This is a genomic window from Paenibacillus sp. JJ-100 (genome assembly GCF_948329825.1).
Taxonomy (GTDB): Bacteria; Bacillota; Bacilli; order Paenibacillales; family Paenibacillaceae; genus Paenibacillus.
In genome coordinates, this window is record NZ_CAOJCM010000010.1 from 47,830 (window position 1) to 67,611 (window position 19,782).

General features: G+C 44.6%; 19 protein-coding genes. 12 read left to right on the forward strand and 7 right to left on the reverse strand.

Features of this window, described 5'->3' with window-relative positions; translation table 11 throughout:
• Positions 1 to 30: 30 nt before the first annotated feature.
• Both PQG66_RS23150 and PQG66_RS23155 read right to left on the reverse strand, forming a co-directional pair.
• Positions 31 to 1,119 (reverse strand): DNA alkylation repair protein, encoded by a 1,089-nt coding sequence (locus PQG66_RS23150; RefSeq protein ID WP_272040194.1) that lies wholly within the window; start codon positions 1,117 to 1,119, stop codon positions 31 to 33.
• Between the two features lie 184 nt (positions 1,120 to 1,303).
• Positions 1,304 to 1,936, reverse strand: a complete 633-nt coding sequence (locus tag PQG66_RS23155) for a tyrosine protein kinase (protein WP_272040195.1) — start codon at positions 1,934 to 1,936, stop codon at positions 1,304 to 1,306.
• A gap of 497 nt (positions 1,937 to 2,433) precedes the next feature.
• Here PQG66_RS23155 and PQG66_RS23160 point away from each other — a divergent pair, with 497 nt between their 5' ends.
• Complete coding sequence (locus PQG66_RS23160) at positions 2,434 to 2,724, forward strand: YerC/YecD family TrpR-related protein (RefSeq protein WP_017690665.1); 291 nt, start codon at positions 2,434 to 2,436, stop codon at positions 2,722 to 2,724.
• Between the two features lie 3 nt (positions 2,725 to 2,727).
• Positions 2,728 to 3,501: a sirohydrochlorin chelatase gene (locus PQG66_RS23165; RefSeq protein WP_272040196.1), complete on the forward strand. Its 774-nt coding sequence runs from the start codon at positions 2,728 to 2,730 to the stop codon at positions 3,499 to 3,501.
• A 184-nt stretch (positions 3,502 to 3,685) separates the two neighbouring features.
• Here PQG66_RS23165 and PQG66_RS23170 read toward each other — a convergent pair whose 3' ends face one another.
• Positions 3,686 to 4,384: an NPP1 family protein gene (locus tag PQG66_RS23170; protein ID WP_272040250.1), complete on the reverse strand. Its 699-nt coding sequence runs from the start codon at positions 4,382 to 4,384 to the stop codon at positions 3,686 to 3,688.
• A gap of 585 nt (positions 4,385 to 4,969) precedes the next feature.
• Between PQG66_RS23170 and PQG66_RS23175 the strand changes: the two genes are divergently transcribed.
• From PQG66_RS23175 to PQG66_RS23195, 5 genes are all read left to right on the forward strand, one after another.
• Positions 4,970 to 5,854: a diacylglycerol kinase gene (locus PQG66_RS23175; protein ID WP_272040197.1), complete on the forward strand. Its 885-nt coding sequence runs from the start codon at positions 4,970 to 4,972 to the stop codon at positions 5,852 to 5,854.
• Positions 5,855 to 6,057: 203 nt separating this feature from the next.
• The gene (gene rlmD / locus PQG66_RS23180; protein ID WP_272040198.1) at positions 6,058 to 7,728 is read left to right on the forward strand and encodes a 23S rRNA (uracil(1939)-C(5))-methyltransferase RlmD; all 1,671 of its coding nucleotides are present in this window, start codon (positions 6,058 to 6,060) and stop codon (positions 7,726 to 7,728) included.
• A gap of 220 nt (positions 7,729 to 7,948) precedes the next feature.
• A complete protein-coding gene (locus PQG66_RS23185; RefSeq protein ID WP_272040199.1) occupies positions 7,949 to 9,592 on the forward strand; it encodes an S-layer homology domain-containing protein in 1,644 nt (547 codons plus the stop codon).
• A gap of 151 nt (positions 9,593 to 9,743) precedes the next feature.
• On the forward strand, positions 9,744 to 10,721 hold the full coding sequence (locus PQG66_RS23190) for a tRNA dihydrouridine synthase (protein WP_272040200.1): 978 nt from the start codon (positions 9,744 to 9,746) through the stop codon (positions 10,719 to 10,721).
• Between the two features lie 236 nt (positions 10,722 to 10,957).
• A complete protein-coding gene (locus tag PQG66_RS23195; protein WP_272040201.1) occupies positions 10,958 to 11,296 on the forward strand; it encodes a hypothetical protein in 339 nt (112 codons plus the stop codon).
• A 175-nt stretch (positions 11,297 to 11,471) separates the two neighbouring features.
• Here the strand turns inward: PQG66_RS23195 and PQG66_RS23200 are convergent, their stop codons facing one another.
• Both PQG66_RS23200 and PQG66_RS23205 read right to left on the reverse strand, forming a co-directional pair.
• Positions 11,472 to 12,353, reverse strand: coding sequence for a GNAT family N-acetyltransferase (locus PQG66_RS23200; RefSeq protein WP_272040202.1), 882 nt, complete (start codon positions 12,351 to 12,353; stop codon positions 11,472 to 11,474).
• A 37-nt stretch (positions 12,354 to 12,390) separates the two neighbouring features.
• Positions 12,391 to 12,597: a DUF2536 family protein gene (locus PQG66_RS23205; RefSeq protein WP_272040203.1), complete on the reverse strand. Its 207-nt coding sequence runs from the start codon at positions 12,595 to 12,597 to the stop codon at positions 12,391 to 12,393.
• 292 nt (positions 12,598 to 12,889) lie between these two features.
• Between PQG66_RS23205 and PQG66_RS23210 the strand changes: the two genes are divergently transcribed.
• From PQG66_RS23210 to PQG66_RS23220, 3 genes are all read left to right on the forward strand, one after another.
• On the forward strand, positions 12,890 to 13,882 hold the full coding sequence (locus tag PQG66_RS23210; protein ID WP_272040204.1) for a tRNA dihydrouridine synthase: 993 nt from the start codon (positions 12,890 to 12,892) through the stop codon (positions 13,880 to 13,882).
• A 102-nt stretch (positions 13,883 to 13,984) separates the two neighbouring features.
• The gene (locus PQG66_RS23215; protein ID WP_272040206.1) at positions 13,985 to 14,554 is read left to right on the forward strand and encodes an SF0329 family protein; all 570 of its coding nucleotides are present in this window, start codon (positions 13,985 to 13,987) and stop codon (positions 14,552 to 14,554) included.
• Between the two features lie 160 nt (positions 14,555 to 14,714).
• Positions 14,715 to 15,875: a cobalamin-independent methionine synthase II family protein gene (locus PQG66_RS23220; RefSeq protein WP_272040207.1), complete on the forward strand. Its 1,161-nt coding sequence runs from the start codon at positions 14,715 to 14,717 to the stop codon at positions 15,873 to 15,875.
• Positions 15,876 to 16,037: 162 nt separating this feature from the next.
• On the opposite strand, the gene PQG66_RS23225 is transcribed toward PQG66_RS23220, so the two are convergent.
• Together PQG66_RS23225 and PQG66_RS23230 are read right to left on the reverse strand one after the other, a co-directional pair.
• Complete coding sequence (locus PQG66_RS23225; protein ID WP_272040208.1) at positions 16,038 to 16,646, reverse strand: GNAT family N-acetyltransferase; 609 nt, start codon at positions 16,644 to 16,646, stop codon at positions 16,038 to 16,040.
• 98 nt (positions 16,647 to 16,744) lie between these two features.
• Positions 16,745 to 17,548: a TVP38/TMEM64 family protein gene (locus PQG66_RS23230; RefSeq protein WP_272040209.1), complete on the reverse strand. Its 804-nt coding sequence runs from the start codon at positions 17,546 to 17,548 to the stop codon at positions 16,745 to 16,747.
• Between the two features lie 161 nt (positions 17,549 to 17,709).
• Here PQG66_RS23230 and PQG66_RS23235 point away from each other — a divergent pair, with 161 nt between their 5' ends.
• Complete coding sequence (locus tag PQG66_RS23235) at positions 17,710 to 18,408, forward strand: response regulator transcription factor (RefSeq protein ID WP_272040210.1); 699 nt, start codon at positions 17,710 to 17,712, stop codon at positions 18,406 to 18,408.
• Complete coding sequence (locus PQG66_RS23240; RefSeq protein WP_272040211.1) at positions 18,401 to 19,723, forward strand: sensor histidine kinase; 1,323 nt, start codon at positions 18,401 to 18,403, stop codon at positions 19,721 to 19,723. Before PQG66_RS23235 ends, PQG66_RS23240 begins: the two co-directional genes overlap by 8 nt.
• Positions 19,724 to 19,782: the final 59 nt, after the last annotated feature.

Consider the following 19,782-nt stretch of genomic DNA (forward strand, 5'->3'; position numbering starts at 1 on the left):
ACAGACCAAGTGAGTCACATCCTCAAGATATTAGTCTACCTTTAGAACGAAAGAAACGCTTTCTGTCTCCTGTCCATTGACAACGATTGTAAGTGAATGCAGACCTGCGTAATATTTACGCGTCGTTATCGGTTTGAATGATTGTTTTGTTCTGACGGTGCTGCGGCCTTCGGGATACATTTTGTCAGAGCACTTAAAGCGTTTGGGTGCTTGTTTGCCGTTAGCCTTCATATAACCTATCTCGTATTCAATTCTCAGCATCTGCGGTTCACCACTACGATTGACCACATCGAATGAAAAATGAAGATCCTCACCTGTGACCAGTTGATCCTGTTCCAGCTTCATATTCTCAATATGAACAGCTTCCTGCTTGTGGTAACCGAACAAGCTCAGTGCAGCGGGATGTCCTTTCTTCAGTAACGAACGACTTGCATGCCGGATGATCCAGTCGGTATGGGGATGCTGACCTTGCCATACTTGAGCGAGATCAAGAACAAGATTGGGATGATCCTTGGAGATATCGTTTAGATGATTGGCTACACTTTTTCGTACATAGAGAGACTCGTCTTGTCGCAACGCATACAGAATCGGAAGCACTGGCGTAGGATCAACTATGAACTCTCCGAGTTTGGCTCCCCAAGGCAAACGAGGGCGACTACCTTCGCTGGCAAGTCTGCGAATATGTTCATCATGACTCTTCGTCCATTCCATTAAATATTTTATTGTCTGGTTTGGATAACGCTGAATGAACGGCCGCACCGCGAACTCGGAACTAGAATAAGGTGTAAATACGGTAAGATACCTCATCGACAGCTCGTACCTTTCTGGTGCAAGCCCATTCAATTCAATGAAATCAGGCACAAAAAGATACTCAACACCTCGCAGCTGAGGCGCTGCCTGCTCAAGGATATGTAATGCTTTTTCATAGTCCGCTGGCAGTGCTCGGGTCAAAGATTCTGTAATTCGGCGAATCCTTGCCTTGAACTCCAGCGCTTCCCAGCCTTCAGCAAACACCAGTTCCTTGAATTGCTGCGTATTGAACTCAGGATAGAATTGACGCATCTGATCACCGATCCGATCAATGAGTACCGGTGTATATTTGTCTTTGAACAGTTCCATAGCCGCCTCCTTTATGTATTCATCTAGTATACCTTATTTTGTAGGTTTAAGAACATAAGTTCTCAAAAAATTACTTAATATAATATGAACGTAGAATGCCGCTCATAGTGGAGATGGGGGATGTAATTGGTACTCGAAAAAGGGTTAAGGCACCCACCTTTGCCAAGGGAGTGCCTGAATCAAATTAGCTTTTGCGTCTTTTGGGACGTGGTTTAGCGGATGCCGCTTTTCGGCGGGATGGAGTCGAGGTGCGTTTGCGCTGCGTGCCCGTTGTTTTTTTTCGGCGTTTGCGTGGTCTAGGTTGCGAATATTCTTCATAGTCCGCGTCAGCCTCAGTGCTGGTCTTTTTGTTTTTTCCAAAAGGCAGAATGCCCATCACGAGCTTCATCATCGGAGCCATCTGTTGAATACCACCAACGACTTTTTGCATTTTGGCAACACCGTTCATGATGCCGTCAATGCCGCCAAAGCGGTCAATCATGCCTTTAAGTTCACTCAGATTGGCAAGAGAGAAGCCTGAGCTGCCTGAGGAAGCAGAGGCTGGGGCTGGAACAACAGAAGAAACGGGAACACCACTTCCATAGATGTCTCCGCCGGATACACCTTGCCCATAAGGCACTAGACCAGATGCTTCAACTTCAGCTAAGCCCGGATATTGCGAATCAACACCTGGGTATATCGGCTGGATCTGGGTCTCATTTAAAGAGCGCGGGACACTTCCGTACGGTGCATAGGCCGAGGTGCGTGCCTGCCGATGACCATGAGAAACCGGACGTTGCCGTGTCCCTGGCTGACGATGGTAATAATGCTGTGGCATGAACGATCACGTTCCTTTTATATTAGATTTTCGGAATTGCGTTCCACCACAGATTCCCGACTTCCATTCCATTTGAAAATCAATTGGGTAAGATACGGCAATAACAAGCAGGGTGGAACTCCTTTTCCTATACTGTATGTCATTCGCGGAGAGGCGGCGTAGGCGAGTGTCATGGGAAACGGGATATTTGCGGATTTGGGCGCGGGTCACGCCAGAGTATACGGAAGAGGTTTTAGGAAGAAAAATGAAGTTTGGACATAAAATTGTAACAATTAAAGAGGATGAAATTCTGAATAAATAAAAGGTTTTTTTTACCACTAAAGGATAGGATCAAGCCATATTCCTTCTGGATGTCCACCGGGGAAGGACAATAGTGCTATATGTAAGCGGTAACATGTGTTTTTGTTCTGTAGTGCGTGAAATCGTTAACGCTTGAAATACCAACTCAGGATAGGTACAATGTAGGTACACAGTAACCGCTAGGGGATGATAATAAAATGCAGCTGAAAAAGCTAAATGATAAAAGCATAGAACAATTATTTGAGGCCATCCTGACACTGAAGGATATTGAGGAGTGTTACGTCTTTTTTGATGACCTCTGCACCGTGAATGAGATTCAATCCATGTCCCAGCGGCTGGAAGTAGCACGTATGCTTGGCAAAGGAAACACTTACAACCAGATCGAAGCAGAGACAGGTGCGAGCACAGCTACGATATCACGTGTTAAGCGTTGTCTGAATTACGGTAATGACGGTTATAAAATGACGCTGGAACGCCTGGGGCGCTAATTCATGAAGAAGCCGGGTGTACTCATCATAAGTCACGGTTCTCAGGAGAAGACCTGGGTAGAATCCGTCGATGACGCGATTTCCCGGTTGAATCTGCCTGACCCGTTACCTGTTGAAGCCGGATTTCTGGAATTGGTGGAGGGGCGTCTGATCCAGGACGGTATTAACCGACTGGAGGCTCAAGGCGTAACCGATCTGTTGGTCGTGCCCCTGTTTGTTTCCTCAGGTAGTACCCATGTGGATGAGATAGAATATGCTATTGGGGCCAAGGATGCGCCTGAACGTGAAACCGATCTCGAACCATTCGAGGTGAAGGCTCGGGTTCATTTTGGTTATCCAGTGGACAATGATCCTGATATTGCTGTTATGGTATGGGACAAGGTACGTTCACTATCGAAGCAACCTGAGCAGGAAACTATTTTGCTTATCGGACACGGCAGTATCCATGATGGATTCCGCCAGCGCTGGGAAGCAGGCATATCCTCTCTCGCAGAACGAGTGAGACAAATCAGTGGAGTTGCTCACACCGACTATGCGTTGCTGAATCCGGATAGTGTATCTGACAAGGTGAAATACTGGAGCCAGGAGCGAGAATGCCGCGTAATTGTGGCGCCGCTGTTTTTGAGTGCCGGTTATTTTACGCAGCGTGCCATTCCAGGTCGTCTTAAGGATCTGCAATACGCATACAGCGGGGAAACATTGTTGCCTCATCCTCTGCTAGGTCAGTGGCTGGAGCGGCAGATTTACTTTTTGCTGGAGCAGTGTAACAAGGCGTAGATGGAAGGATTCATGGAGTTGTTCTATGATTCTAACTAAACGTATTCTAAATAACGTAAAACCACGTCAATTGACGTGGTTTTTTGTGTAATCGCTTCTATTTTAGAATTAAGTATTCAGAAGCAGTGGTAGCAGGTGTCTGACCAGAATATGAAATTCTTATCTAATTATCTAATCCGACTTATTATCTAAACCATGCTTTGTTCAGATTGTTCGCAAAGTTGTTATCGTTAAAAGGGACATTGGCACTGCCAAAGTCTGTTGTATTCAGAGCATTGCGGGCTGCTGGAGTGAGGTCTTCCCAACCGATAAGAGGCTGAGTTCCTCCAACAACGTTGGTTACACCTAACTCATGGTTGAGCGGCCAGGTGCTATTATATGAGATTTTGGGATGATCACCTTGCATATTGCTCGAACTTGGCGTAACGTTGGTGAACTTCCCATGACCAGAATAGGCAATGGACAGCACTTTTGGATTAGCCACGGCCGGGTTGTCTACCCATACCACGATGCCCTCCCAGTCATGGCGATGTCCGAGTCCCGGAGAAGGATTGTCTTTAGGAAAGTACCATGCATACATAATCGCCCATACGCCATTATGCCAAGCGGAACGGGAATAGACTTGACCCAGGTTGGAGCTGCATCCCCCATTGTGTGATCCCGATGTTGCTAGGCCAGCACTGGTGTTGCCCTGTGCATCCACGGCTGGAAAGGGTACGCAACCATGATAGACTTTCAGGAAAGGCTGAAAACGTTTCGCAGTAATCTGCGTGACTGTCACGGGTGTGACTTCTTGGAAGCCGACGACCTGGTCATGATTAATGACGGCTGCTTCTACAACTGTAACCATAGGGAAGGAAGCTAACAAGGCAACCATAAGCATAAGTACAAGTTTCCTGGCTTTTAACATCGTTCAATTCTCCTTTGCAAATGTAGTTGTGTGAAGAAGTATCGATGAGTACATAGAACATCCTGTTGCTTGAATGATATCGGAAAAGTATTGAATGTACTTAACTTTTTATGTTGAGATTTGTAAATTTGCTGTATATTTATGTCATATTTATAAATAAGGACAGCCGAACGCAAGAAGATTAATTCCTGTTCAAGCGGGCAGAATGGGAGATTAGTGGGTTCTTTTGGCAAATAGAAGAATGAAAGATCAGTCTCAAAATGGTCAAAGCCTGTTTATTAGAGTAAGGGCAAGGGACTTTTCGGGTTAATAATTACGTGGAAATCACTGCTGGAATAGGCTAGGACATCTGTACATTTGATGATATGATAGAAGCAATGGCCGTTGGAATGAGACGAAATTCCTCTGGCATAGATATAGATCGAACGAATGATTCGGGCAGAATTAACGGAGATCCAGAATTGTGTTAAGTTATATGATGCCCCTTAATGGAAGATACAGCGTAAGAGGGTGAGGTCTTTTGGACTCATGGATAATGTGGAATAGGTGGCGTGTCAGATGAAAAGAGCTCGATTAATATACAATCCGACTTCAGGCCGGGAAGAAATGAAAAAACGTTTAGCAGATATTTTGCAGCGTTTGGATCAGGGTGGCATTGAGACTTCGTGTCACGCAACAACGGGAGAAGGCGATGCAACCCGGGAAGCGGAACTGGCGATTGAACGCGGCTATGACATGATTATTGCTGCTGGTGGGGATGGTACATTGTATGAGGTCATTAATGGTATGGCTGAACGAGACAATCGTCCTCCGCTGGGTGTATTTCCGCTAGGAACAACGAATGACTTCGCTCGTGCGTTAGGTATTCCAAGACAATGGGAAGATTACGTAGATCTGGTCATTCAGCAGCAGACGCGCCCACTTGATCTGGGGAAGGCCAATGATAGGTATTTTATCAACATCGCCGGCGGCGGATCGTTAACCGAGCTAACCTATGAAGTGCCGAGTCGTCTGAAAACGATGATCGGGCAACTGGCCTATTATATGAAGGGTATTGAGAAAATGGCAAGCTTGTCCCCGCAGGAATTAATCATTCGTGCGAACGGTCAGGAAGAAATTCATGATGAATTCATGCTGTTCCTCATTGCAAATACGAACTCCGTTGGCGGCTTCGAGAAGCTGGCGCCTGGAGCAACGATCGATGACGGGCTGTTCGATGTCATCGGTGTACGCAAATGCAACCTGGCCGATATGATTCGTCTCGTTACACTGGCGCTGCGCGGCGAGCATCTGAACGACAAGAAGGTCGTGCATTTCCAGACGAATCATGTGGAAGTCACATCGCCGGGCTATGTACAATTGAATCTGGACGGCGAGCTGGGCGGCACACTGCCAGCAACGTTTACGAATTTAAGGCACCATCTGCAATTGTTCCATCGGTAGATCTTCCATCGAATAACGTCTCTGAGATTCGTTAGAATTTCGGAACGTTATTTTTGGCGTGAATTAGTTTGCTTGGAATGGCTAAGAATTGAAGTAATATAACTGGACTTATTCGTTATAAGGTTATGATAGGATGCTTGTCAGAAGGCTAAACTCACTGTCTTAGCAGGCAGTATAATATATAAGAAAGAAGTGAATGTACGTTGTCTAATACGAACCGCAGCGGTCGTGGAAAAAACCGCCGGAATTCGGCTGCCCCACAAGGAAAAGGGAAGGCCTCGTCCTCTCGTCAGCCAGGTCAATCAACACAATCAAGTCGTCCATCTATACGTCAGTCTGATAAAGAGGTGCGACCAAACGGTGCATCTCAGTCTGGTGTGCGTTCCAAAGGTAGAAATCGTGAATCCGCATCTATTGAAGGACTGCCGGTGAGCAAAAATGACGAAACCATCATCGATATCATTGGCATGAATCATGATGGTGAGGGTGTGGGGCGTGCGGACGGTTACACCTTATTTGTGCAAGGTGCTCTTCCAGGTGAAACCGTACGTGTACGCGTGATGAAAACCAAGAAGCAATACGGCTACGCAAAGCTACTTGAGATTGTCAAAGCCAGTCCGGATCGGGTATCGGCGCCATGTCCAATCTACGATCAGTGTGGCGGCTGTCAGATTCAGCATATGAGTTATGCTGGGCAACTTGCATGGAAACGTCAGCTTGTGATCGATAACCTCCAGCGGATCGGGAAGTTGAATGTGTTGGTGGAGGAAGATGCTCAGTTAGCTCAATCGGAACAATCTCAATTAGAGGAACAAGTAGAACCAGAGCACGCAATTCGTGTACTGCCCACGATGGGTATGGATGAGCCATGGCGCTACCGGAACAAGGCACAGGTACCGATTGGTGTGACCGAAGGCGGTTTGGTGGGTGGTTTTTATGCCAAAGGAACTCACCGAATCATCGATATGGAGACTTGTCTTATTCAGCACGAGCACAATGACGAAGTTGTGGCGAAGGTGAAGGAGATCGGCAGTCACTTCGGAATCAGCGCATATAACGAAGAAACAGGACGTGGCCTGTTGCGTCATGTCGTGGTGAAGAAGGCGTTCCGTACAGGCGAGATGATGCTCGTCCTGGTGACGAATGGTCGGGATATTCCACACAAAGACGAGTGGATTGGCAGTATTCGCGAAGCGATCCCGCAAGTGGCAAGCATCTGCCAGAACGTAAACAAAAAGCAGACGAACGTTATTTTTGGTGATGAGACCCGTGTCCTGTGGGGCCGTGATGTGATCTATGACTTTATTGGGGATGTACAATTTGCAATCTCTCCACGTTCGTTCTATCAGGTCAATCCGGTGCAGACCGAAGTCTTGTATGGCAAAACGGTAGAGTACGCTGGACTCAGCGGTAGAGAAACGGTGATCGATGCCTATTGCGGCATCGGCACGATCTCTCTTTTCCTCGCACAGCATGCGGATCAAGTGTACGGGGTCGAGATTGTACCTGAAGCGATTGAGGATGCACGCAGCAATGCGATGCTGAACGAGATGCGTAACGTCAAGTTCGAAGTTGGCGCCTCCGAGGACGTTATTCCACGTTGGAAAGAACAAGGCATCGAAGCCGATGTCATCGTGGTCGATCCACCACGTAAGGGCTGTGATCCACGCTTGCTCGATACCATTCTGGAGATGAAGCCGGAGCGTGTGGTGTACGTAAGTTGTAATCCGAGTACGCTGGCGCGTGACCTGCGTGTGCTGGAGGATGGCGGGTATCGCACGGTCGAGGTAACGCCAGTGGATATGTTCCCACATACGGTGCATGTGGAGTCGGTGGCGATGTTGGTAAGAAGAGAGAAGGGACAGATTCTCTAAAGAAAGTAAAAGGACAGGAAGTCAACACACGTTGAATGCGTCTCGCAGATCGTCTTAAAAGAAGAAGCAGGCACCCGATAAGGGATAACCTGCTTCTATTCAGTTAGCAGAGAAGCGTAACCTCAACTACACTCACAATATCTTAAAAGAACTGGAAGTTCTATAAAGATAAATTAAATGAGTAAAAGAGAAAAACACAAACATCTAGGAGGTAAGTTCTTTGTTGAAATTCAGATTTAAGACATTCTTAAATGCGTTAATGGTCACTCTTGTAATGTTATTGATGGTTATTCCCACTTCTTTTGCAAGTGTTGAAAGTGCAGGGGCTGGCTTTAAGGATGTAAGCCGAGACCATTGGGCATATGGCTCAATTCAGGATGGGTACAATAAAGGGATAGTTACTGGTTATTTGGATGGTACATTTAAGCCAGATAAACCTGTCAATCAAGCGGAGTTCATTACTATGCTAGTAAGGGCTTATCCCGAACAGATCGTTATTGTGGGTCTGGAAGATATATGGTACAAACTATATTATCAGGTCGCTGATACTCTAGGTTGGGATTACAGGGATGGAGATCCTAGCAATTTTAAGTTTACTAGGGGAGATACGGCACGCTTAATAAGCTCAGTACTTTTTGAGAAGAAATCTGAACAAGAGGCTGTTGAAGCTCTCATACTGGAGGGGGTCGCAAAAGGCGTAACCTCTCAGACATATGAGGGATTCCAACCAGACAAGACATTAACTAGAGCAGAAGCTTTAACTTTTGTCAAAAGGGTACAGGACTACGTAGATACGCATTATTCTTCTGATTTGCTTTCGATAACCAATCACAGCACTATTTATGTGTACTCTCTTAATGCACCTATAGAGATTGAGTATTTGATAGGAACAGATTACAAGCCGATCTACGGAAAATATGACCCTGTAAGGGGCTTTGAGCTAGATTCTTATGTTATCCCACAAAAGGCAATCGACCACTATATTAAATTAAAAGAACTGCAAGGGGAACAAGAGCCAGAAGACTTACCAACTGACAACCTTATTAAAGGTGTCCTAGGCAATGTCGCCTTCAGAGGGGTAAAGTTGGGTGATTCGGAGGGCACTTTGAAATCCCTCTTAGGGAAACCTAATAGGGTAGACCCCGATTTCCTAGGGCACGAATGGTACGTTTACAACAGCGATTATTCTAAGTACGTTAAATTCGCAGTAAGGGATAACAAGGTAGTTGGAGCCTACACGAATTCTAAGGGTGTCATGACAACGGAATACAACTTAGAGATAGGGATGTCTAAGAGTGAAGCTGAACTTTCTGTTGGAAGAGAGATAAGTCTTACATCATACGAAGAGTTTTCTGACGGAGATTACATTAAGATTAGTCTTGATAAGAATGATCAGGGGCAACCTATCGAATCGGTGTATATCCTCAAAGGAATCGAAAGTATTGGATGGGAATTAACTAAAGAGCAGAGGAAGATAGCTAATTCAGAGGAGTACCTATTGTCGCAAGCTAAGAGTATCTTAGACATAACAAATGCATTCCGAGTGAAGCATGGGAAAACAGTCTTAAGATGGAGTGACAATGCCTACCGTTCAGCACAAGCCCATAGCGTAGATATGTCTGAAAACGTCTACGTCAGTCATGACAGTCTGGACGGAAGAACCGCATTTGACCGCATGACTGCAGCGGGAGTCAAGTACACCACAGCAGGGGAGAACATCGCAGCAGGGTACTTAAATGATACAGATGCAATGACAGGATGGATCAACTCCTCCACAGGACATAGGGAGACAATGCTTCATGATTTTTCCTTCCTAGGGGTGGGGGTCTACGATTACTACTACACTCAAAACTTTTATAGGTAACAAGGAGACAGGGGGCGAGATTCGTTCCCTGTTTCCTTGTTAATATATCTGCTTAACAATACAGTATGAAATAGTTACACATTCCTAAGAGAAGGAACTTCTTATGTTATAATATTATTTTAAGTTAACGTATGGAAACGAGAGGAATGGAATGAAATTGATCGAAAATTTTTGGAAGGATCTACCTAAGCCTTTTTTTGTACTGGCACCTATGGAAGACGTAACCAATGTTGTGTTTCGTCACGTTGTGGCTAAAGCAGGTAGACCTGATGTGTTTTTTACTGAGTTTACGAATACGGATAGTTACTGTAATCCAGATGGTATATATAGTGAACGTGGCAGATTATTCTTTACGGAAGATGAACAGCCTATGGTTGCACATATTTGGGGAAACAACCCTGAATATTATAAGGAAATGAGTATAGGCTTGGCTAAGCTTGGCTTTAAGGGAATAGATATTAATATGGGTTGTCCGGCTCATAATGTCGCAGCTAAAGCTAAAGGTAGTGGACTGATCCTGCAACCTAAGCTTGCTGCAGATATTATACAAGCGGCTAAAGCGGGCGGATTACCTGTAAGTGTAAAAACTAGACTTGGCTATACACATGTGGACGAATGGCGTGAGTGGTTATCACATATTTTACAGCAAGATATTGCTAATTTGTCTATTCATCTGCGGACCAAGAAAGAAATGAGTAAGGTAGCAGCGCATTGGGAGTTAATTCCTGAAATTAAACAACTTCGAGATCAAATTGCACCACATACCTTATTAACGATTAATGGAGATATTGCTGACCGGAAAACAGGCTTAATGCTTGCTGAACAATATGGAATAGATGGAATTATGATCGGAAGAGGTATCTTTCATAATCCATTTGCTTTTGAGGAAGAACCTAGAGATCATAGCAGAGACGAAAAAATTGAGTTGTTAAATGCCCATATCGATTTATATGATAAATACTCAAAAGAATTCGAACCGAGACCGTTTGTTCATCTGCTTCGATTTTTTAAGATCTATATTAACGGATTTGATAAGGCAGAAGAATTGAAGGATGAACTCATGCAAACAAAGTCTACAGATGAGGTTCGGAAAGTGCTGCAAGATTTTTATGATGATTTAGGTAAATAAACGTTTTTTACGAATAAAGACGTGATAAATAGGGAAATGGAATAATGGAGAACGGGGATAACCCGGACTCATCAAGCCTCTTCCCTGTTTTTCTATCAAGACATTGTTCAGATTTTAATAAAGTTGTGACAGAAAAAGTGGAGTAAATAAGATCCTTAATAACAGCAGATTTACCAACATGTCTAACGATGAGAGGCGTCGTTGCGGTTTTATAATGAATAATAGGGAGGATCGTCATGAACAGTGTTATTCGCATGCTAGAAATAAAACGTGAACTATTGATTCAGGAGCTCAAAGTTGCCCAAGGCGAGGCTCATAGTCGAATTTTAGAAGGAAAACGAGAACTGGACACTGCAATTCTGTGGCTTAAGAAGATAGAAATACTGCAATTACATAATCCAAATGATTATATCTTCACCAAATTACCAGAGACAAAAACTACATTTTCAGAATACAAAATCGTTGAAACGTTAGAAAGCGATGATCCAAAAGACTGGCAGGAAGTTAAATTAACGAATGAAGATGAGGAGCTATGGTTGTATGAAGGAGACTGGGTACTTAAAAGTAAAAAGTAGGGAGTAGACCCTTTGCCGATCAGCTTAATGAATGAAAAAGTGTTACGTTCAATAACATAACAACGGTTCACATAGCGAAGGAACAGGGTGAGCCTGCTCCTTTTTGATCTTTGATCTTTTTTTAAATATGAACGAGACATTATTAAGTTAATCATGGTTAAATAACCTACTATGCCTATGCAATCGACGTAATCGGGTGTTTAACATGCGTAGGGTAAAGGTGATCATCAAGGGTCTTTACAAATAGCCCATCATTGTTGATCGCCCTTTTTAAATCCAGATCTTTATCATCATCGGGTGTGAAATGAAAATTTATTTTCTCCGTAGTTGCATCTGCAACCGCTCTAAGGATATCTCCCATATGGATTTCGTTCAAGCTGACAACATCGAAGAGATCCATATGATTGTCTCCTTTCTGATAGATGACAATGACGTCTTCCTTTTCCAAGTAATAGATGTCATTACTAAAAACATTCAGGCAATAAAACATGAATATGCCTGAAGTATGATTGGTCGCAAAACGTTGAGAAACAGGCAATCTTTGCGAAGCAAACTTTTTGATAAGATTTAGATCCTCTGCGTTGGTGATATCTAGTTTTCGAAGTCCCGCAGCAGACGTCAACGGCTTTGCAGTAAAGTCCATTGAAAATAGATGCTCTTCCACCGCTTTGAACCCGAATTTCGGGTAGAAATCAAGAACGGATTCATTGGCAAAAAGGTACATGAGGTCGCATTTGTTCTCGTATTCCTCTAGAATCAGGTTCATCAAACGTGTAGATAGTCCCTTCCCGCGATAGTCGGGATGTGTCATCACCGTGCCAATTTGTAAGGCTTTTTTCTTCTCCCCGTGGATGATGAGCTCAAGGATATTGACGGAAGCATTCGCAACAACCCGATCTCCATCAACCAATGAAAAAGGGATATATCCCTCGCCCCAGCATCCTTGTTGATACCAATGTTCAAAATGGATATCAAACGTACTCGCAGCGAGATCGAAAAAACTTTTCCGAAGTATGTCATTGTTTTTATAGTTCTTCGCAAAGATTAAATTCGGCATGGTATGGTCTCCTAACTTATTAATTCACATCTACCCATCAATCTACGGCAAAATGCACCACAGCACTATACAGCATTTTGTTACGAACAGGGTCAAACGTGACCTGATGTTGAACTTGCTTCACGCGTAAAAGAAGGGCTTTGTTCACGCCGATTCGTTCATCGATCGCTCGTTCGAGCTCCTGTAAGTTATAAGCTTGAAGACATTCAACCTTGTCCTTGATCATATCTAGTGAAATTTCCATATGTGATGTAGACCTCCATTTTGTAAATGTGCAATAACAACTCACCCGAGCTTCATTGTAGAGGAGCTTGCGAAGCGTAGCAAGTGGGGAACAGGAGAGACATCGTCTAAACAGATTATAGCGGTAAAATAAGGACAAGGTATATATTATCGAAGATGGCTGAAAATCAAATACAGACGTGATAGAATCGGAAAAGGGCCAAAAGCCCCATCACGAAGCCGAACCATAGAGGAACGATTCACTTATTATTTTACGGGCGATCAAGGCCCTGATATATAGAGGAGTTTTAGAAATGACACAAGACAATTTCTGGCGTGAATTGCCACGACCATTTTTTATACTGGCGCCGATGGAAGATGTGACCGATGTTGTATTTCGGCATGTCGTCAGTGAGGCGGGCAGACCGGATGTGTTTTTTACCGAGTTTGCGAATACGGAAAGTTACTGTCACCCGGAGGGCAACAAAAGTGTGCGTGGACGGTTGACCTTTACGGAAGATGAACAGCCGATTGTGGCGCATATTTGGGGGGACAAGCCGGAGTTTTTCCGCGAGATGAGCATCGGGATGGCGAAGGAAGGGTTCAAAGGCATCGATATTAATATGGGCTGTCCAGTAGCGAATGTGGCGGAAAACGGCAAAGGCAGCGGTCTGATCTGCCGACCAGCCCTTGCGGCGGAGATTATTCAAGCGGCGAAGGCCGGAGGCCTGCCGGTGAGCGTCAAAACAAGGCTCGGTTTCACCGAGGTCGATGAATGGCGCGACTGGTTAACTCATATTTTGCAGCAAGACATTGTGAACCTGTCCATTCACCTGCGCACAAGAGAAGAAATGAGCAAGGTGGATGCCCACTGGGAGCTGATTCCCGAGATCAAAAAACTGCGGGACGAGATCGCACCAAATACGCTGCTAACTATTAACGGGGATATCCCTGACCGCGAGACTGGCCTGAGGCTGGCAGAGCAGTACGGTGTGGATGGCATTATGATTGGACGAGGGATTTTCCAGAATCCATTCGCTTTTGAGAAGGAGCCGAGGGAGCATACAACAGAGGAATTTCTTCATCTCTTGCGGCTGCACCTGGATCTGCATGATCAATATTCGGAGCTGGAACCACGTCCGTTCAGCCCACTGGCTCGTTTTTTCAAAATCTATGTTCGTGGATTCCGTGGCGCAAGTGAGCTGAGAAACAACCTGATGAACGCCAAAACGACCGCTAGAGTACGTGAATTGCTGGAAGAGTTCGGAAGGAATCATGTAGATGAAACAGGCGAAGACGAGAATTAATGGAATGAGAGTTTGGGTTGGAGAGACATAGCCTGTGCGGCTATGTTTTTCTTTTGAAAAATGTTGGGCTTGTGATAAATGAGTAGGAAAGGGGTGAATTTGATGTCCTGGAGTAAATTAAAACAGCAGCTGGAGAGTTTCCTGAGTCCCGCGCTGTCCGAAAAAGTAGCGTACGGGGCGACCAGCTATCGCTATTCGCCAGACAAATCAGGGAGTTGTTACCTGACCGTGGATCAGAAGAATATCCTTAATATGAGGGATACGACCACCCCCATCCGGTGGTATCAGACCGATCAGGAGATCAAGAATGATCCGAATATCGTGATCTCAGTCAGTGATGCAGAGATTGAGGCGATTCGCAAGGAAACGAAAGGGGCTGTGCCTGAGGAACGGCTAGAGATCATGGTGCGAGGTAGAAAAAGCACATCTCATGCCAAAGAGCTGTTAGCCGCTCAAACGGCATTAAGCAAATCCAATTTTACGGCGGCAGCGACTACGTTTTTAGCGACTTCCATTGAGGATAATCTGGAGAGCACAGACATCCTGCTCAATATTCTGGCACTGATCGACCGGCGAGTTGGCAAAAAGCGGATTCTGAACATGTCAGATTCGATTAAAATGAAGCATCCTGCCGTGCAGTATTTTTATGAACTGCGCCGCAGGACGGTGTGAAATTCACTTTTTACAGGAGACTGCGACCTTTGCAAGGAGCAGTCTTTTTTGTGTTTATCTGCTATAGCTAAAAGCTATAACCAGTCATACTCTTTTGGTATCTCTTCTAACCTCGCATTGCATGGTATGATGACCATATACATACGAGGGGGTTATTCACATGACAGATAAGTTTCAGATCGTAGGAAGTTTATTGCGGCCAGAAGAGCTGCTGACATATAAAACGCAGATCGAGCACCGGGATGATATCAAGTATCCATTCTATGAGAACTTTGAAGGATATCAACAATGTGAGACCAAGGCGATCGAACAAGTGATCCAAAAAGAGATCGAGAACAACATATCCGTTATTACAGACGGAGAGTTTTCCAAATCGATGTGGCATCTGGACTTTGTCTGGGGTTTTGGTGGAGTGGAGCGTTACATCGCAGATCATGGTTACTTTTTCCGGGATGTGGATGGCACTTCAAAATATGAAACTCGCAAAGACATCGGGCTGCGCATCACAGGAGAGTTGAGCGGTAAGAATCATCACTTTATTCAACTGTTCAAGCAGCTACAAGACCAAGCGGGTGATCAGCAAACGAAGCTTTGCATTCCGTCACCGTCCCATATTTTTGGTGAATTGTCCTGGTCGGATAATATTGGTGGTAAGGACGCGGTATACCAGAATCTACCGGAGCTCAAAGCAGGTCTGGTGAAGGCGTATAAAGAGTTTATAGAAGATTTCGCGGCTGCGGGCGGCCAAATTCTGCAGATGGATGACTGCCTGTGGGAGCTGTTTGCGGACGACAATCCAAACTCACCGTTTACCGGGGAACATATTAATCAAGAGGAAGTACAAGGCCTCGCTACGGAGTTCATTGATATCAACAATACGGTCATTGACTTCGGTCATAGCCTGGGTCTGAAAATGTGGACACATAACTGCCGCGGCAACTATGATTCCCGCAACATGGGTGGTGGATCATATGCGAAGATTGCGAATCTGTTCCTGAAACAGTTGAAGTACGACCGTTTCTTCCTGGAGTGGGATGATGATCGTGCAGGTTCCATCGAAGCATTGGAAGTGTTCAAGGATCGACCGGATACTGAAATTGTACTGGGCCTGTTGTCCTCCAAAACAAGTACACTCGATGATGAAGAACGTGTAGTTCGTTTGCTGGACGAAGCCTCCAAGATCATCGACAAGGACAGACTGTTATTGTCTCACCAATGTGGTTTTGCCTCTTGCGATGGTGGTAACGAACTGAGTGAAGCCCAGCAGTGGGCGAAGATTCATCAAGGTCAGCAGATTGCGAAGCAATACTGGGGCAGCTAAACGAAAAAAAAGCGATCTTTTCTGAACAGGATTCAGGAGAGATCGCCTTTTTTATGTGACCAAACCATCGATGTTCCGAACCGACGTAGATCTGGTGACTGTGGACGTTGATCTTATGACTGTGATCGTGATGTCTTTCATGTGATGAATGAACGAAGCCCGTTATTCGGCAATAGCCTGTTGCGCTAGCCATTCTTTCTTCAATATCGCATATTGATACGTGTTCTCGTATTTCGACGTGCCATCTTCATTTTTCACAAAAGAAATAAACTCCAGAAACAGACCTTCTCGGCGCATCCCCAACTTCTCACACAGCTTCTGGGAACGGAAGTTATCCTCTTCGACATAGGCGTATATTCTGCGTATACCTTGTTCCATAAACAGATGCTCGATGAACGCACGGGCGCTTTCGCTTGCATACCCTTTTCCTTCGAACCTTCCATTGAAATTCCAGCCGATACTATACGTATCTGAATCCGATCTGTTTGAATCCGAAAAATTCGAATCCGTTTCCGGTTTCTGTTCCGGTTCATTACCCTCTGTCATACCAAACAGCTCTCCAATGATTTCATTGCTGTCTTTCAGGCAGACCGCGATGTGAGAGTCATCTGTGATCCGTTTTTTGACCTCTGCGGCTGCTTCTTCAAGCGTTGACATGCGTTGATCCATGAAGCAGTTCACTCGTGGATTCACGGTGTACTCCAATAATCCTGCCGCGTCGGATGGGGCAAAATTGCGCAAAATCAAGCGACTTGTTTCGATCGGTTGCATGAATCATTCCTCCAATGATGATAGAAATAGATAAATGAGATCTACTCCGTATTCTTTATTTTGTATTGCATCATACGTATCCAAATCGTCCGTAATTGCTATCCCTTTTTAGGTGCCAAGTCTCTTGACTTAACTAAAGCAGGTGCAGTTTTGGCTTTGATTGTCGTGCTGACTTCCTTTGTCTCGATTGTTCCACTCGCCTCATTTGTCTTGTTGGTTTTATCCACTTTGGAGAACAGGTTCATTAACTTGTCCTTATAGATGTATCCGAATATAAATCCAACCACAGCAATGACCGCTATGATAATGGCGATGGTATACTGCTGCATATGAAGGTTGGAACCTAGCGCGGACGAAGCGATAATCCAGGGCAAACGTCCAATAAGCAGAATGGTGAAGAAGCGCAAAGAGCTGATTGATGTCAGAGCAGCGACAAATACGAGCATGTCTTTGGGTAGACCGGGGATGAGGAAAAAGATAAATAAAAAGGCACCAAATTTTTGCTCATCATGCATGAACGATATCCATTTCACATTTTGCTTCTGCAGCAGACGCGATATAAAATCACGACCGATAAAACGGGTGAAATAGAAGGCGATCGCTGACCCTATGATTAGACCGACCGTTGTATAGAAGGAGCCCAGTGCAGAACCGTAGATATATCCCCCGGCAATCTGTACGACCTCTCCCGGAATAGGTGCCACGACAATCTGCAGAATCTGGAATAAAATAAACATGATCGGACCCCAGTGTCCCGTTGAATGAATATATGCTCTGAAGTTGTCCATTGACGACATGATTTGAATGATGGCAGGCGCGTAACAGATCAGCAAACCAATGGATAAGGCAGCGAACAGACCCAGCACGATTTTCATGACAATACGTTTCGAAGATTGTTGCATAAACGAACGACTCCCTTGATATATGACATTCACTATTCATAGTATAAATCGAAATCGTTAAGAGATACCTACATAACTTCTGAAGAATTCTTAAGTTGAACTTGCTTCACTGGCTCTGCCGAAACGCGCAGATTATACTGATAGGAGCGGAGGGATTACCAATGAATAACAGCAAGCAGATTTTGATTGCAGACGACAACAGTGAAATTCGTGAGATCGTCAGGATTTTGTTAGAGAGTGAGAATTATGAAGTCATTGAAGCCATTGACGGCCAAGATGCGATTGATAAAGTAACGGAGGAGACGGATCTCATTATTCTGGACATGATGATGCCCAATAAGTCGGGACTGAAGGCCTGTCTGGAGATTCGTGAAAAAACAAGTGCCCCAATCCTATTTCTTACAGCCAAAACACAGGATTCAGATAAACAATTAGCTTTTTCATCAGGGAGCGATGACTTTTTATCCAAACCCTTTTCCTATACGGAACTCGTGGCAAGGGTCAAAGCGCTACTTCGCAGATATTATGTCTATCGGGGCAAGGAGAAGATGGAGGAAACCAAACATATTGTTGTGAAGGATCTGACAATTCATCCAGATTCTCAATCGGTACAGATCGGCAATAAAGAAATTTTGCTGACGGACATTGAATATCAAATTTTGAAGCTGCTAGCGTCCAAGCGAAGAAAGGTGTTCTCCGCCGAAAATATATATGAGAGCGTGTGGCAACAGCCTTACTTTTATACCTGTAACAACACCGTAATGGTTCACATCCGCAATCTGAGAAACAAGCTCGAAGACGACCCGCAGCAACCTAAATATGTGAAGACCGTTTGGGGAAAGGGATACAAAATTGAATAGACTGCTCATCGGAAAAAAATTAAAGCTCAAGCTGGTACTTGCCATTATTCTCTCCTTGTTCATTGCCGTAGGTACGTTCATCGTATTACAGGTAGTTGGCGAGACGGTGCTTGACAGTTATCTTAATAAATCAACGTTTATGGAAAACCGACAGAAGGATGCGCTGGAACGTTTCCAGGCTATGGTAAGTAACGAGCGCTTGTCCATTCAGGATCATGAAAGGCTCTCTGAATGGATACGTGGGGAACGTTATTTGGAGCTGTTCATGTTTGAACAGGATCGATTGATTTATGCTTCTAACACTGAAGCGGATGCTACGATTAACGAAGAGCTGTTAACTCAATTTTTTCCGTCCAAAACACCAATGACGACAGTTCAATTCGCGGATAAAGCGGCACAGATTTATCTGGTCGGTTTCTATGAATACCAATACTATAATTTACTTCTGATCTTGACCGTGTTTGTTGCGTTGATTGTGTTCATTGTATCCTTCTTGCTGATCATTAATCAGAAAATCTCTTATATTGGCAAGCTGGAACGCGAGATTAAAATTCTAGAAGGCGGCAACCTGAATTACAGGATCACCGTGTCTGGTAAGGACGAGCTGTCATCGCTGGCGTGGAGTATTGATGAGATGCGTCAATCCTTTGTAGAACGGCTCCGCAGTGAGGAAAGAGTGAGAACCGCGAATCGAGAATTGATTACCGCCATTTCCCATGATTTGCGCACACCGCTCACGATCCTGCTTGGATATATGGACATTATCGAACTGGGAAAGTACAAGACACAGGAGGATCTACACCAGTATATTCACAATAGTCGGGAGAAAGCTTATCAGATCAAAATTTTATCGGATAAATTGTTCGAGTATTTCACGGTATCTTCTGCTTCCGAGGAAGAAGAAGTAGAATTTGAGTTCTATGAAGGTCGGGAGCTGATCGACCAGTTGCTAGATGAACAACTGGCTGTTATGGAAGATTTCAATGTGCAGATACAGCCCAATCATGCGGAGCAGTCCTTCGTGCTAGAGATGAATCTAGTCGCGATTCGCCGGGTGTTCGATAATATTTTTTCCAATATTAAAAAATATGCGGATGCATCGTACCCTGTTCATATCGAGCTACTCATTGAACAGCAGACCTTACTTATGATCGTGCGGAACCGAATTAAACCTGTGAATAACATGAAGGACAGCAACGAGATCGGACTGGTCAGCTGCCAGAAAATAATGGAACAACATAACGGAACGCTGAGCACATCGCAGCAGGATAACACCTTCAGCTTAGAGATTAAATTGCCAGTCGTTCTGAATTAATACATGTCTGAAAAGGCCTTCTTGACACGGAGGGGAAGAACGAAGAAACGGGGGAGTAG